Raw genomic sequence first — 14,053 nt, forward strand, 5'->3', positions numbered from 1 at the left:
GGTGCGCCTCGCGGCACCCCTCCCGGCACCGTTCGCGCCCGCCATCCTGAGCGCGGCGATGCCGCGCGCCGGCGAGGCCCTGACCGTCTCCGGCTACGGCGTGGCGAAACCGGGGGACCCGCGCGTGCCCATCGGCCCGTGGAGGAGCCGGACGGGTTCGGCGGCGTGGTCCGCCGCTACGTCGCCGGCCCGCTCCTGTGGGGCGCCCTCGAGGCCCTCGGCGCCCCCGAACGGGTCCGGGGCGGGCGCCGCGACGCCGTGGAGACCCACCGGGTCCGCCTCGCCTACCGCGCCGACGTCACCCCCGCCATGCGGCTCGCCGCCGGCCCGCGCCGCTTCGCCATCCGGGCGGCGAGCGACCCCGACGGGCGGGGCCGCGAGCTCGTCTGCCGGGTCGAGGAACTCCTGGCCGGGGCGCGCGCGCCATGACGACCCTTGCCATCGAGACGACCCTTGCCGCCGAAACGACCCTTGCCGCCGAGACGGCCGTGGTCGCCGATCCGGTCTCCGCGAGCCCGCTGCTCGCCCTGCGCGGGGCGATCCTGGCCCATCTCGCCGGGGATGCCAGCCTCGCCCGCCTCATGGGCGGGTCCCTGCGCCTCCACGACGAGCCGCCGCGCGGGGCCGTGGCCGTCTACGGCGTGTTCGGCGACGCCGAGATCCGCGACGAATCCGTCGACGGCGCGAGGCGCCACGCCCACGGCCTGAGCCTCACCCTCTACGCCCGGCCGGGCTCCGCCCGCTCGGGCCTCGCGGCGGCCGAGCGCATGGCCGACCTCCTCGCCGACGCCCCCCTGGTGCTGCCCGGCCACCACCTCGTGACCCTGCGGGTCGCGCGGCTCGGTGCCACCCGCGACCCCGCCACCGGTGAAGCCCGCGCCACCCTCACCCTTCAGGCGGTCACCGAGCACCGCCCGGCCTGACCCGCCTCCAACGTTCCGGAGTCCGACCATGAGCGCACAACGCGGCAAGGACCTTCTCATCCGCGTGGCTTGCGGGGGCGGCTTCGTCGCCGTCGCCGGCCTGCGCGCCCGGCAGATCGCCTTCAACGCCGAGACCGTGGACGTGACCCACGCCGACTCCGCCGGGCGCTGGCGCGAGCTCCTGTCCGGAGCTGGCGTGCGCCGGGCCGCCATCGCCGGCGCCGGGGTGTTTCGCGACGAGGCCTCCGACGCGCGCCTGCGGCAGCTGTTCTTCGAGGGGACCATCGAGACGTTCCAGGTGGTGGTGCCGGCCTTCGGCACCCTCGAGGGGCCGTTCCAGATCACCAGCCTCGAATATCGCGGCGACCATGCCGGCGAGGTCACCTTCGACCTGGCGCTGGATTCCGCCGGCGCCCTCGCCTTCACGGCGGCCTGATATGGCCAACCGCCGGCGCGGCGAGGTGCCCCTCGATCTCGGGGGAACCCGCTACACCCTCTGCTTCACCCTCGGGGCCCTCGCCGAACTCGAATCGGCCCTCGGCGCCCGCGACCTCACGGGGCTGGCCGAGCGCTTCGCCGGGGGGCACCTCGCCACCCGCGACCTCATCGCCCTGCTCGGCGCCGCGCTCCGCGGCGGCGGCCATGCCCTCGACGAGGCCGACGTGGCCGCCCTGCCCCTGGCCGGCGGCCTCGAGCCGATCACCGCGGCCCTGGGCGAGGCCCTGTCGGCCGCCTTCGGGGGGGCGCCGGCGGGAGGTCCGACCGCAAACCCTTGAGCCCCACGGGCGGGACCGCGCCGGAGCCCGCCTCCGCCTTCCCGTGGGACGATGTCCTCGCCCTGGCGCTAGGCCGCCTCCTGTGGCGCCCGCGCGACCTCTGGCGTGCGACACCGCGCGAACTGTTCGCCGCCGCCGGCCTGTCCGCCCGGGCGCCGGCCCCCGGCCGGGCCGACCTCGACCGCCTGCTAGCGGCCCATCCCGATGTCCCACCATCCTGTGATCCTGGGAGCCTGTGATGCCAGAGACCGAGACCGACCGCGCCCAGGCCGCCCGTGAAAAGCAGCTCCACACCCTCGACCGGCTGGCGAAAGGCTTCGGCCAGAGCCTGACCCAGGCCCTGGGCGGCCCCCTCGGCGCCGGGCGCCAGCTCGACGGCCTCCTCGGCACCCTCACGACCAAACTCTCGAGCCTCGCCCTCAAGGCGGCCCTCGCCCCGGTCAAGACCGGCATCACCGGCCTGGTGAAGGGCGCCCTCAGCGCTGCCGTCGCCGGCGGCACCGAGACCTTCGCCCGGGGCGGGGTGGTCGCGCGGGGACGGGTGCAGCCGTTCGCGGCCGGCGGCATCGTCGCCGCCCCCACCTACTTTCCCATGCGGGGCGGCCACGGCCTCATGGGCGAGGCCGGGCCGGAGGCGATCCTGCCCCTGAAGCGCGGCAGCGACGGCCGCCTCGGGGTCGCGGCCGGCGCCGAGGCCCGGGGACCGAGCGTCACCGTCCACATCACCACCCCCGACATCGCCGGCTTCCGCCGCTCCGAAGCCCAGGTCGCCGCCGGCCTCGCCCGCGCCGTGGCGCGGGGCCGGCGGGGATTGTGAGGCGGTTTTTCGCCCGTCGGGTTCGGCCGCCGGCCCACGCGATGATGGCGCGGGTCCTCCTCTCCCCGCCTGCGGGGAGAGGGCCGCAGGCACCCCGTCGTGCCTGCGGCGAGCGAGAGGCGAAGCCGAAGCGAGGGTGAGGGGGCGAATCCGAACCAGGCTCCTCCGGAATCGCCCCCTCACCCTCGGCTGCCGCCTCGTTCGAGACCCGGCAAGGGGTCTCGAACCCTCTCCCCGCAAGCGGGGCGAGGGAATGTGCACGCCCCTCCGCGAGACGTCCGGAACAGCGATTCCCTTTTTCGCACCCAGGAGCCGCCCATGGGCGCCGATTTCCACGAGGTCCGCTTTCCCCTCGACGTCGCCCTGCGCGGCAGCGGGGGGCCGGGGCGGATGACCGAGATCGTCACCCTGGCGTCGGGGCGCGAGCACCGCAACAGCCGCTGGGCCGATTCGCGGCGGCGCTACGATGCCGGCCTCGGCATCCGCACCCTGGACGCCCTCCACGCCGTCCTGGCGTTCTTCGAGGAGCGGCGCGGGCGCCTCTACGGGTTCCGCTACCGCGACCGGGTCGATTCCCGCTCCGGCCCGCCCTCGCGCCCGGTCTCGGCCACGGACCAGGCCATCGGCACCGGCGACGGGGCGACGCGGAGCTTCCAGCTCGCCAAGACCTACGGCAGCGGCCCCCTGCCCTACCGGCGAACCATCGCCAAGCCCGTGACCGAGAGCGTGACCGTGGCGGTGGCCGGTCTCGCCCTGCCGCCGGCCGGCTTCGCCTGCGACGGCACGACGGGCCGCGTCACCCTCGCGGCGGCCCCGCCCGCGGGGGCCGCCGTGACGGCGGGCTTCCTGTTCGACGTGCCGGTCCGCTTCGACACCGACGACCTCACCGTCGACCTCTCGGCCTTCACGGCGGGCGAGATCCCCAAGGTGCCCCTCGTCGAGATCGTCCCGTAGGAGGGTTCTCCATGCGCGACCTGCCCCAAAGCCTCGCCGACCATCTCGCCGGCGGCGCCACCACCCTGTGCCATTGCTGGGCGCTGACCCGCCGCGACGGCGCGCGCTTCGGCTTCACCGACCACGACCGCGACCTCACCCTGGCGGGTGTCCCCTACGCGGCCCGCTCCGGCCTGGAGGCGGCGGAGGCCAGCGCCGAACTCGGCTTCGCCGTCGGCGGCGGCGAGGTGGCGGGCGCGCTCACCGCCCTCGGGATCACCGATGCGGACGTCGCCGGCGGACTCTACGACGGGGCCGGCGTCGAGACCTGGCTCGTGGACTGGACCGACCCCGAGACCCGCCTGCTCCTCGATGTCGGCACCCTCGGCGAGGTGCGCCGGGCCGGCGGGGCCTTCGTCGCCGAGCTGCGCGGCCTGATGGACCGCCTCGACGTGCCCACCGGCCGGACCTACCGCGCCACCTGCTCGGCCGATCTCGGCGACGGACGCTGCCGCGTCGACCGCGACCGGCCGGCGTTCCGCACCACCGGCACCGTCGTGGCCGTCCCGGAACCCGGCACCCTGCGGGTCGCCCTGGCGGCTTCGTTCGCGCCCGGCTGGTTCAGCGGCGGTCGCCTCGCCTGGACCGGCGGCGCCCAGGCCGGGCACGCCGCCGACATCCGCGACCACGGCGCCGATCCGGCGGGCCCGCGCCTCGCCCTGTGGCAGGCCCCGTCCCGCCCGGTGGAGCCCGGCGACGGCTTCACGGTCACCGCCGGCTGCGACAAGCGCTTTTCCACCTGCGGGCGGAAATTCGCCAACGCGCTCAACTTCCAGGGATTTCCGCACATGCCCGGCAACGACTTCGTGGTGCGCCACGCGCCGAATTCCGGCCCCGGCCTCGACGGCGGCAGCCTGTTCCGATGATGTTTTTGGAGTCCGACCGGATCTCGCGGGACGGGATCGTGCAGGGCACGATCTCGCAGGACACGATCTTGCAGGACAGGATCGTGGCTTCGGCCCGGGCCTGGATCGGCACGCCCTACCGCCATCAGGCCTCGGTGAAGGGGGTCGGCTGCGACTGCCTCGGCCTCGTGCGCGGGGTCTGGCGCGACTGCCTCGGCCCCGAGCCCGAGGCGGCCCCGCCCTACGCCGCCTCCTGGGCGGAATCGGCCGCCCCCGGCACCGACCCCCTGGCCGAGGCCGCCGGGCGCCACCTCGTGCCGGTGCCGCTGGACGGCGGCCGAGCCGGCGACGTCCTGCTGTTTTCCTTCCGCGCCCACCTGCCGGCCCGCCACTGCGCGGTGGCCACGGGTGCGGCCACGATGATCCACGCCCATGACGGCGCGGCCGTCACAGAAGTGGCCCTCACCCGCTGGTGGCGGCGGCATTGCACGCACGTGTTCCGGTTTCCGCAGGGCCCCGGCTCCGGCCGGAGGATGACCGGCGCGACGTCCTAGGCCGCGGCGGACTTCCGCACGGCCTGCGACCGCGGAACGGTCCGATCCGGTGTCTGGCGCGCATGGCGGTCCTTGGTGCCGAACCCGCTGGCGATCGCCAGGGCGGAGCGGTTGGCTGCGTAGGACGGGGCGACCATGGGATAGTCCATCGGCAGCCCGAAGCGCTCCCGATAGGTATCCGGGTCCAGGCCGTGCTTGGTGAGATGACGCTTCAGGGTCTTGTACGACTTGCCGTCGATGAAGCTGACGAGTCCGTCCGGCGTGATCGACTTGCGGATCTGGGCCGGCTTGAGCTTCTCGAACTTGTCCTCGGACGCGTCCCCCCGGGCGTCGCGATCCCCCAGATCCATCAGGGCGACGCAGACGTTCCGGATCAGAACCGGAAGTTCGGCCGCCTGGATGGCGTTGTTCGACAGGTAGGCCGAGACGACCTTTTCCGTGAGATCAATACAGGCGCCGGTCGCGGCGGGCCGATGGTCAGTCATGGTGGGGTCCAGTGTGTACGAGCGAGGAGTGTTGAAGGTCCGGCCGATCCGATGAGGTCCCATCGGGACTCCGCAACGGCGCCGGTCGTTACGGTTCCGGCCCGGCATTCCATGAAAACATCCGGTAACGGATGCTGTCCTGCATTCGCCCGGAAAGATCATGGATTGACGGGATTACCGTTTCGGGCGGATCACCGATGACGGACGGCACTTATATTGAAAGACTAACATTTGTTTTTTCCAGAGATATGTCCGCCGGCAATCTAAGACTTGAGATCTTTTCATGCGTCTATTCATCCACAATCGGCGGATTGACGAACCGGACCAAGCCTCTGATTTACAGATTTTATAGACCGAAATTGATTTGGTTTTTTGCACGAAGACGCGGATTGTTTTGCCTATCATGCGCAAGTGAGACATTGCGGCGGCACCAAACAATTGGCGGGGGCACGAAACGATTGCGCACGTTGCTGTCGACGGCATCGGTCCAGAAAAAGGATGCGTTTCGCGTGTGGCGCGAAACGATCTACGATCGGTTGTCCCCCCTCGAGATCACGAAGATTGGCGACCGGCCTTTCGAAGGAGCCATCGAGGCTGCGGATCTCGGGTCCATGCTGGTCACCCGCGTGTCCTCGGGCGCGACGCGGACCCGCCTCACGGCCGACGCGCTCCGGCGCAGCGACAAGGACGCGACGGTCACCGTCGCGATCATGCTCTCGGGCGTCTCGACCTTCACCCGCGACGATCGGGAGGCGGTCCAACGGCCCGGCGACATCGTCGTCCTCGATCGCAGGCCGGGCTCGACCCAGTCGAGCGACGACAGCCGGGCGCTCTTCCTCGAGATTCCCGCGCACCGGCTGGAATCGATGCTCGGCTCGGCGCGCCAGTTCGCGGCCCTGAACATCGCATCGGATCAGGCCAGCGCGTCCCTGGTCCGGACGTTCTTCGACGAACTGGTCCAGATCCACCAACAGCTCGATCCCGAGACCGCCGCGCGGATGTCCTCCATCGGCATCGACCTCCTCGTCGCCAGCATCGCCGAGCGCATGGCGCGGGACGTTCCGACGGGGGTGGACGGCAATCTCGTGGTCCAGCGGGCCAAGGCCTACATCGAGACCAACCTGCACGATCCGACCCTCGATCCCCCCCACCTCGCGGCGGCGGTCGGCGTCTCCCTGCGGCGGCTCCAGGAGCTGTTCCACGCCCGCGGCCGGCACGTCTCCGACTGGATCTGGGGCCGGCGGCTCGACGTGGCGGCCCTGCGCCTGACCGATCCCGGATGCGGCCACCTCGCCATCGGCCTGCTCGCGCACGGATGCGGTTTCTCCAGCCAGGCGCATTTCTCCCGCCGGTTCAGGGACCGCTTCGGGATGACGCCGAGCGAGTATCGCCACGCGGCGAGGCTGGCCGCCGCATCGGCGCCGTGAGGACGCCGTGATCCCGGCGCGCGGCGAGGGCCCTGTCCCGCCCGACGAAGGACCCGGACATTTGACGGCCCGATCGCGCGATGGTTGTCACGGCGGGCCGCCCCGGGGCGGCGATTCCCGCGAGGTCCGCCGATGCTGAACGTCCTGCTCCCCGCGATGCTCGCCGCCCTGGCGGGCGTCGCCATCGTGATCCAGCAGGGGCTGAACGCGAGCCTGCGCGTCGCCCTGGCCTCGACCGCCTGGGCGGGGGTCGCGAGCTACTGCGCCGGCCTCGCCTGCATGGGCGTGCTGGCGCTGGCGCTCCGCGATCCGCTGCCGGCCTGGAGCGCCCTGGCCCGCGTGCCGTGGTGGGCCTGGAGCGGCGGGGCCTTCGGCGCCCTGTTCATCGGACTCGGCATCGTCCTCGTGCCGGTTCTGGGGGCCGGGACCTTCATGGCCCTGCTCGTCGCCGGGCAGATGCTCGCCTCCGCGGCCTTCGACCATTTCGGCTGGATGGGCCTCGCCCAGCGCCCCATCGACGGCCCGCGCTGCCTCGGCGTCGCCCTCCTCATCGGCGGGGTGATCCTGATCCGGCGCTGACGCCTTACCCCTCCCGACGCCGGAGCCCGCCATGGCCACGCTGATCCTGCAAACCGCCGGAGCGGCGGCCGGTACGGCGTTCGGCGGCCCCATCGGGGCCATCGTCGGCGGGGCCCTCGGCGCGGCGGCGGGCTCGGGGATCGACGGGGCCCTGTTCGGCGGCGGCTCCGGCCCCCGCATCGTCGAGGGGCCGCGCCTCACGGAGGTGGCGGGCCTGACCTCGACGGAGGGCGATCCGATCCCCCGGCTCTACGGCCGCGCCCGCCTCGGCGGCACCCTGATCTGGGCGACACGCCCCCTGGAGGTCGCCAACACCCGCGTCGAGCGGGCGGGCGCGGGCGCCAAGGGCGGCGGCGGTCAGAAGACCGTCCGCACGGCCTACGCCTACTCCGTCGACCTCGCCATCGGCCTGTGCGAGGGCCCGGTGGCGCAGGTGCGCCGGATCTGGGCCGACGGGCGCGAACTCGACCTCACCACCCTGACCTGGCGCCTGCACCGGGGCGAGGCCGACCAGGCGCCCGACCCGCTCATCGTCGCCAAGGAGGGTGCCGCCCCGGCCTATCGCAGCCTCGCCTACGTCGTGTTCGAGCACCTCGCCCTCGCCGAGTTCGGCAACCGCGTGCCGCAATTCGCCTTCGAGGTGGTGCGGCCCGTGGCGGGACTCGCCGATCGGGTGCGGGCCGTGTGCCTGATCCCCGGCTCGACGGAATTCGGCCTCGACCCCGCCCCCGTCAGCGAGGCAGCCGGCTACGGCGTGAGCCGGCCCGCCAACCGCTTCCAGCTCCAGGGCGTCACCGACGTGATCGCGTCCCTCGACGCCCTCCAGGCCCTGTGCCCGAACCTCAAACGGGTCTCCGTGGTGGCGAGCTGGTTCGGCGACGACCTGCGCGCCGGGCATTGCACGGTGGCGCCGAAGGTCGACGGCGCCACCAAGGTGACGACGGGCGATGCCTGGCGCGTCGCCGGCCTGACCCGGGCGGGGGCCGGCCTCGTCTCGACCACGCCCGACGGCCACCCGGCCTATGGCGGCACCCCGTCGGATGCCGGCCTCGGCCGCCTGGTGTCCGACCTCCACCGGCGGGGCCTGGGCGTGGTGCTCTACCCGTTCCTGATGATGGATGTGGCGCAGGGCAACACCCTGCCGGACCCCCGCGACCCGTCCGCCCGAGGCCAGCCGCCCTATCCCTGGCGCGGGCGCATCACCTGCGATCCCGCCCCCGGTGTCCCGGGGAGCCCGGACGGCACGGCCGCCGCCGCCGCCCAGGTCGCGGCATTTTTCGCGCAGTATCGCCGCCTCGTCCTGCACTACGCGGACCTTGCCGCCGGCTGGGCCGTGCCGCTTGCCGGCTTCCTCGTCGGCTCCGAATGCGTCGGCCTCACCCGCGTGCGGGGCGAAGGCGACACCTACCCGGCCGTGGACGGTTTCCGGGCCCTCGCCCACGCGGTCCGCGACCGCCTCGGACCGGCGATCCCCCTCGTCTACGCCGCCGACTGGACCGAGTACGGCGCCCACGTGCGCGACGGCGGCGCAACCTTGCGGTTCCCCCTCGACGCCCTGTTCGCCGATCCGGCGATCCACGCGGTCGGCATCGACTACTATCCGCCCATCACCGACTGGCGCGACGGGCCGGATCACGCCGACCTGGCGGAAGCCGATTCGCCCTACGACCCCGCCCATCTCAAGGCCCGGCTCGGGGCGGGCGAGGCCTTCGACTGGTACTATGCGGGCGACGCCGACCGAGCCGCGCAGGTCCGCACGCCGATCACCGACGGCGCCCATGGCAAGCCGTGGGTGTTCCGGGCCAAGGACCTCGTCGGCTGGTGGAGCAACCCGCACTGGGAGCGGGACGGCGGCGCCGAGACCCGCAGGACCGCCTGGGTTCCGGAGGGAAAGCCGATCTGGCTCACGGAGATCGGCGTGCCGGCCGTGGACAAGGGCACCAACGGCCCCAACGTGTTCCCCGACCCGAAATCCGCCGAGAGCGCGGCGCCGCCCTTCTCCACCGGCACCCGCGACGACCTCATCCAGGCCCGCGGCCTCACCGCCATCCTGGAGCGGTTCGATCCGAGCGCCCCCGGCTTCGTGCCCGCCCACAACCCGGTCTCGGCCCTCTACGGCGGCCGGATGGTGCCGGCGGACCACGTCTTCGTCTGGTGCTGGGACGCGCGGCCCTACCCGGCGTTTCCGGACTTCGACACCGTGTGGGCGGATGCGGGCAACTGGTCCGTCGGCCACTGGATCACCGGGCGGATCGAGGGCCTCGAACTCGACCGGCTGATCGCCGCGATCCTGGCCGATTGCGGCGTCGCCGTGCCGGCGCGGATCGGGTGCGCGGCGCAGCTCGACGGCTACGTCCTCGACCGGCCGCTCTCGGCGCGGGCCGCCCTCGAACCCCTGGCCCGGCTCTACGGCCTCGACGTCGCGGCTTTGGCCGGCACCCTCGCGGTTCGGGGGCCCCGCCCGGAAGCGCCGCGGCCGATTCCCGCCGGGGACCTCGTGGCCGCCTCCGACGCGGCGCCCCTCGCCCTGGTCCGGGCCGAGGAATCGGAACTGCCCCGGTCCCTCGAAGTGACCGTGACCGATGCCGAGGGCGGGGCCTATCGCCGGATCACCGCCGCCGCCCTCCGCCCCACGGGCGCGCGGCGCCGCGAGGCCCGGTTCGAGGCCGCCGTGGTGACGCGGCGGACCCAGGCCGAGGCCCTGGCGGAAGCCATGCTCGACGCCGACCTCGCCGCCCGCGACACGGCGACGTTCTCCGTGAGCCCGCGCCGGATCGACCTCGAGCCCGGCGACCTCCTGCGCCTTCCGGGCGAGGCCGCCCCGCACCGCATCGTCCGCATCGCCGACGGCCCCGCCGGGCGCCGGATCGAGACCCGCGCCGTGCCCAGGCACGGCCGGGCCGCCCGGGCGGGGGAGCGTCCCGATGCGGCCCCGCGCCGGGCGCCGCCGGTCCTGCCCGGGCCGCCCTTCGCCGCCATCCTGGATCTGCCCCTCGATGCCGGCAGCCCGACGCCGCTCCAGGTCCTGGCCGTGCGGGCCGAGCCGTGGCCCGGCGAGATCGCCGTGTGGCGGGCCGAGGAGGACGGCCCCCTGGCGCTGCACACCCTCGTCGACCACCCGGCCTGCCTCGGGCAGACCCTGACGCCGCTGGCGCCCGGCCCGCTCTGGCGCTTCGACCGGGCGGCCCGCCTCGAGGTCCGCCTCGGGCCGGCCGGGGGCCTCGCCTCCGTCTCCGAGGCGGCGACGCTGGCCGGCGCCAACCGCTTCGCCCTGGTCGGGGCGGATGGCCAGATCGAGATCGTCGCGGCGGCGGGGGTGACGCTGGTGGGCGCCGACACCTACCGCCTCACCCACCTCCTCAGGGGTCTCGCCGGCAGCGAGGGAGCGGCCGCCCGCACCCTGCCGGCCGGAGCCCTGATCGTGCGCCTCGACGAGGCCGTCATCCCCCTCGTCACCCGCCTCGACGAGGTCGGCCGCCCGTTCCGCTACCGCATCGGCCCGGCCACCCGCGACCCGGCCGACCCGCTCTTCGTCGCGCGCGTCGCCACCGCCGGCCTCGCCCCCTACCGGCCCCTGGCCCCGGTCCACCTCCGGGCCCGGCGCGAGGGGCCGGGCATTCGCCTGACCTGGACCCGCCGGGTCCGGCGCGACGGCGACGCCTGGGAGCCGGCCGACGTGCCGCCCGACCCCATGGTCCAGGGCTACCGCGTCGACATCCACGGCCCCGGCGGAGCGGTCCTGCGCAGCCTCGCGGCGACGGAGCCCTCCGCCCTCTACGCCGACGAGGCCGCCGATTTCGGCACGCTCCAGGTGACCCTCGAGGCCAGCGTCGTCCCCCTGGGCACCCTCACCGGACCGGGGCCGACCCTGCGGGCGCGGGTGCCCATCCGCGCGGCGTGACGCCCCTTCGGAGAGATGCCGGCCCCTTCCCCGGACGGGCGCAGCGCAGCGGAGCCCGATCCGGGGCCCAGCACACGGTGCCGCGAAGCGCCCGAATGTCCGTGCCGTTCGGATCGCGCCGCTGACGCGGCCTTTCGCGCTGGGTCCCGGATCACCTTCCGCTGCGCTCCAGGCGTCCGGGAAAGGCCTCCGACGCGCGTCCGACACCGTCCAGCTTCACCCCGGAGGCCGCCCATGGCGCAGACCACCCCGCACCTCGCCCTGCCGCTCCTCGCGGGGGGCCAGGCCGGCAAGCACGTCACCCACAACGAGGCGCTCCTCGCCCTCGACGCCCTCGTCCACCTCGCCTGCCGCGGCAAGGATCTCGTCGCACCGCCCGCCAATCCGGCGGAGGGCGACCGCTACCTCGTGGCGGCGCCGAACCCGACGGGGGCGTGGGCGGGATTCACCGGGCGGATCGCGGTGTTCGGCGACGGCGTCTGGACCGGGCTCGTGCCCCGGCCCGGCTGGCTCGCCTACGTGGCCGACGCGGACGCGTTCCACCGCTTCGACGGCACGGGCTGGCGCCCCCTCCTCGACGGCGTCCGGGCCCTGCGCAACCTCACCGCCCTCGGCCTCGGCACCGAGGCGGAGGCCGGCACGCCGTTCTCGGCCAGGCTCGACCGCGCCCTGTGGAGCGCCCGCGCGCCGGCGGAGGGCGGCAGCGGCAGCCTCGCCGTGGTTCTCAACAAGACGGCGTCGGCCGACGCCGCGGCGCTCCTGTTCCAGGCCGCGTTCTCGGGCCGGGCCGAATTGGGGCTTTTGGGCGAGGATGCCATCGGCTTGAAAGTCTCGCCGGACGGCACGGCGTGGCACGGCGCGTGGCGGGCCGATCCGGCCACGGGCCATCTCGGCCTCGGCGCCCTGGCCGCCCCCGGCGCCCCGGCGGCGCGGGCGCCCCTGCACGTGGCGCGGGACGGCGCGGGGCCGGCCCTGTGCCTCGACGCCTACGGCGCCGGGCCGGCGGGAAACCTCATCGAGACCCGCATCGGCCGGGGCAGCCGACAGGCCCCCCCCCCGGTCCGGGCCGGGGATGGCCTCTTCGGCCTTTCCGGCGGCGGGTTTCACGCGGGCGGCCCCGCCGAGGGACGCCTGACCCTGCGGGGCGTGGCCGAGGAGGATTTTCTGGCCGACGCCCAGGGAACGGGAATCGTGGTCGAGACCACGGATCTCGGCGGCACCGCACCCCGCCCGGTGGTGAAGCTGCGGGCCAACGGCGCCCTCGAACTCGTGGCCCGCGCCGGCGTGCCGGGGGTCGGCACGGCGCCGGGGCAGATCGTGTTCGACAGCACCGCGGGCGCCTTCCGGGGCTGCGCCGGCGCCACCTGGTCGCGCCTCAGCAACCTCGCCCGCTTCCGGGCCACGACGAGCTTCGACAATTACGTCGGCGCCGGCGCCTGGACGCGGATCGGCTTCAACACCGGCGCCCTCAACGACCAGGGCCTGTTCCGCGCCGCCGACGGCGCCTTCATCGTCCCCGAGGCGGGGACCTACACCCTCGCGGCGGGCCTCGCGTTCAAGCGCAACGGCGCCAACGCGCCGGCCTCCCTGCAGGCCCGCTTCCACCGCAACGGCGTCGCCGTGGAGGGCACCCGCCGCGGCGTCGCCGCCCCCGTCGACGGCGTCTCGACGGTGAGCCTGTTCGCCGTGGTGACCCTGGCGGCCGGCGACGCGATCACGGTCCACGCCCTGTTCACGGGCACCGACGGCTACGTCGCCGCCGCCGACAGCGATTTTTCAGGGGTCGGTCTCGCCTGAGACCTCAGTACGGGTAGCCGTAATACGGCGCCGGCCTGCGCCGCCCGTAGCCGTCGTCCGAGCCGCCACGGACCGGGCGCCCGTAGCCGCGCGGCGCGCCGTAGGCCCCCGGGTAGCCGTAGCGCGGCGGCTGGTAGTTGCCGTTGTTCACGCCGGCCGAGCGGTCGTTGCCGCTCTCCGTGGCGAACGGCGTCAGGCCGCTGCCGCTGCTGCTGTTCTGGGCCGTGGCGGCGCCCGCGCCCACGAGCAGCAGGCCGGCGGCGACGCAGGCGACGAGGCGTGGTCGCGTCATGGCTGATCTCCTGGGCCCGGCACGGGCCCCGTTCTCGGATGAACTCCCCGAACGAACCGCCGGGCGTGCCTTTCCGTTCCGCCGCCTGCCGTTCCGCGTCCCCCCTCACAATCCGGAGTGTTCCATGGACCTCAGCGCCATCGGCAAGGCCGTGCTCGTCGCCCGCGAGGGGCGGCGGCTCCACGCCTACCGCGATTCCGTCGGCATCTGGACCATCGGGATCGGCCACACCAGCGCGGCCGGGCCGCCCCTCGTCACCCCCGGCCTCGCCCTGACCCCGGCCGAGTGCGACGCGGTGTTCGACCGCGACGTCGTCCGCTTCGTCGCGGCCGTGCGGGCGGCGGTGCGCCGCCCCATCCCGCAGCACAGCTTCGACGCCCTCGTGTCCTTGAGCTTCAACATCGGCCCGGCGGCCTTCGCCCGGTCCACCCTGGTGCGGCGCCTCGCCGACGGCGACGTCGACGGCGCGGCGCAGGCGATGATGATGTGGGACCGGCCGGCCACGCTGATCCCGCGCCGGGGCGCCGAGCAGGACCAGTTCCGCACGCCCTACGCCGTGGCTTTGCCCCGGGCCCGGCGCACGGACGCGACGCCCATTCCGGCCCCGGCCGCGCTCACCCCACCCCGTCCGGCGCCGCGCCGTCGACGTCGCCGTCGGCGAGGC

At 74.4% G+C, this 14,053-nt stretch carries 16 protein-coding genes; 14 read left to right on the top strand and 2 right to left on the bottom strand.

What is annotated here, in order from left to right; genetic code table 11:
- Positions 1-138 precede the first annotated feature (138 nt).
- The 9 genes from FV218_RS19195 (at position 139) to FV218_RS19240 (ending at position 4,908) form a co-directional block, all read left to right on the top strand.
- On the top strand, positions 139-429 hold the full coding sequence (locus FV218_RS19195; protein ID WP_147711138.1) for a phage head closure protein: 291 nt from the start codon (positions 139-141) through the stop codon (positions 427-429).
- A complete protein-coding gene (locus FV218_RS19200; RefSeq protein ID WP_147711139.1) occupies positions 426-923 on the top strand; it encodes a DUF3168 domain-containing protein in 498 nt (165 codons plus the stop codon). Before FV218_RS19195 ends, FV218_RS19200 begins: the two co-directional genes overlap by 4 nt.
- A gap of 28 nt (positions 924-951) precedes the next feature.
- Entirely contained in the window at positions 952-1,359 is a 408-nt protein-coding gene (locus tag FV218_RS19205) for a phage major tail protein, TP901-1 family (protein ID WP_147711140.1), read from the top strand.
- Position 1,360: 1 nt separating this feature from the next.
- Complete coding sequence (locus FV218_RS19210) at positions 1,361-1,699, top strand: gene transfer agent family protein (RefSeq protein ID WP_147711141.1); 339 nt, start codon at positions 1,361-1,363, stop codon at positions 1,697-1,699.
- Complete coding sequence (locus FV218_RS19215; protein WP_056090243.1) at positions 1,696-1,938, top strand: phage tail assembly chaperone; 243 nt, start codon at positions 1,696-1,698, stop codon at positions 1,936-1,938. Before FV218_RS19210 ends, FV218_RS19215 begins: the two co-directional genes overlap by 4 nt.
- On the top strand, positions 1,938-2,516 hold the full coding sequence (locus tag FV218_RS19220) for a phage tail tape measure protein (RefSeq protein WP_147711142.1): 579 nt from the start codon (positions 1,938-1,940) through the stop codon (positions 2,514-2,516). The genes FV218_RS19215 and FV218_RS19220 overlap by 1 nt, the downstream gene beginning before the upstream one ends.
- A 318-nt stretch (positions 2,517-2,834) precedes the next feature.
- Entirely contained in the window at positions 2,835-3,470 is a 636-nt protein-coding gene (locus FV218_RS19230; RefSeq protein WP_147711143.1) for a DUF2460 domain-containing protein, read from the top strand.
- Positions 3,471-3,481: 11 nt separating this feature from the next.
- Positions 3,482-4,375, top strand: coding sequence for a DUF2163 domain-containing protein (locus FV218_RS19235; protein ID WP_147711144.1), 894 nt, complete (start codon positions 3,482-3,484; stop codon positions 4,373-4,375).
- Positions 4,372-4,908: an NlpC/P60 family protein gene (locus FV218_RS19240; RefSeq protein ID WP_246685187.1), complete on the top strand. Its 537-nt coding sequence runs from the start codon at positions 4,372-4,374 to the stop codon at positions 4,906-4,908. Before FV218_RS19235 ends, FV218_RS19240 begins: the two co-directional genes overlap by 4 nt.
- Here the strand turns inward: FV218_RS19240 and FV218_RS19245 are convergent.
- Positions 4,905-5,393 carry a MucR family transcriptional regulator gene (locus tag FV218_RS19245; protein WP_082476062.1) on the bottom strand — a complete coding sequence of 163 codons (489 nt, stop codon included), beginning with the start codon at positions 5,391-5,393 and terminating at the stop codon, positions 4,905-4,907. The two genes, FV218_RS19240 and FV218_RS19245, sit on opposite strands and share 4 nt — an antisense overlap.
- Positions 5,394-5,902: 509 nt before the next feature.
- Here FV218_RS19245 and FV218_RS19250 point away from each other — a divergent pair.
- The 4 genes from FV218_RS19250 to FV218_RS19265 all read left to right on the top strand — a co-directional run bounded on the left by FV218_RS19250 (position 5,903) and on the right by FV218_RS19265 (position 13,097).
- Complete coding sequence (locus tag FV218_RS19250; RefSeq protein ID WP_338011686.1) at positions 5,903-6,820, top strand: helix-turn-helix domain-containing protein; 918 nt, start codon at positions 5,903-5,905, stop codon at positions 6,818-6,820.
- A 132-nt stretch (positions 6,821-6,952) separates the two neighbouring features.
- On the top strand, positions 6,953-7,399 hold the full coding sequence (locus tag FV218_RS19255; protein ID WP_056090226.1) for a DMT family transporter: 447 nt from the start codon (positions 6,953-6,955) through the stop codon (positions 7,397-7,399).
- A 31-nt stretch (positions 7,400-7,430) separates the two neighbouring features.
- Positions 7,431-11,300, top strand: coding sequence for a glycoside hydrolase/phage tail family protein (locus tag FV218_RS19260; protein ID WP_147711145.1), 3,870 nt, complete (start codon positions 7,431-7,433; stop codon positions 11,298-11,300).
- Positions 11,301-11,534: 234 nt separating this feature from the next.
- Complete coding sequence (locus FV218_RS19265; protein ID WP_147711146.1) at positions 11,535-13,097, top strand: DUF2793 domain-containing protein; 1,563 nt, start codon at positions 11,535-11,537, stop codon at positions 13,095-13,097.
- A gap of 4 nt (positions 13,098-13,101) precedes the next feature.
- Here FV218_RS19265 and FV218_RS19270 read toward each other — a convergent pair whose 3' ends face one another.
- On the bottom strand, positions 13,102-13,389 hold the full coding sequence (locus tag FV218_RS19270; protein ID WP_246685188.1) for a hypothetical protein: 288 nt from the start codon (positions 13,387-13,389) through the stop codon (positions 13,102-13,104).
- Here FV218_RS19270 and FV218_RS19275 point away from each other — a divergent pair.
- Positions 13,388-14,053: lysozyme (locus FV218_RS19275; protein ID WP_246685189.1), on the top strand; the 666-nt coding region annotated here is incomplete at its 3' end. The genes FV218_RS19270 and FV218_RS19275 overlap by 2 nt on opposite strands.

The organism is Methylobacterium sp. WL69 (assembly GCF_008039485.1).
GTDB lineage: Bacteria > Pseudomonadota > Alphaproteobacteria > Rhizobiales > Beijerinckiaceae > Methylobacterium.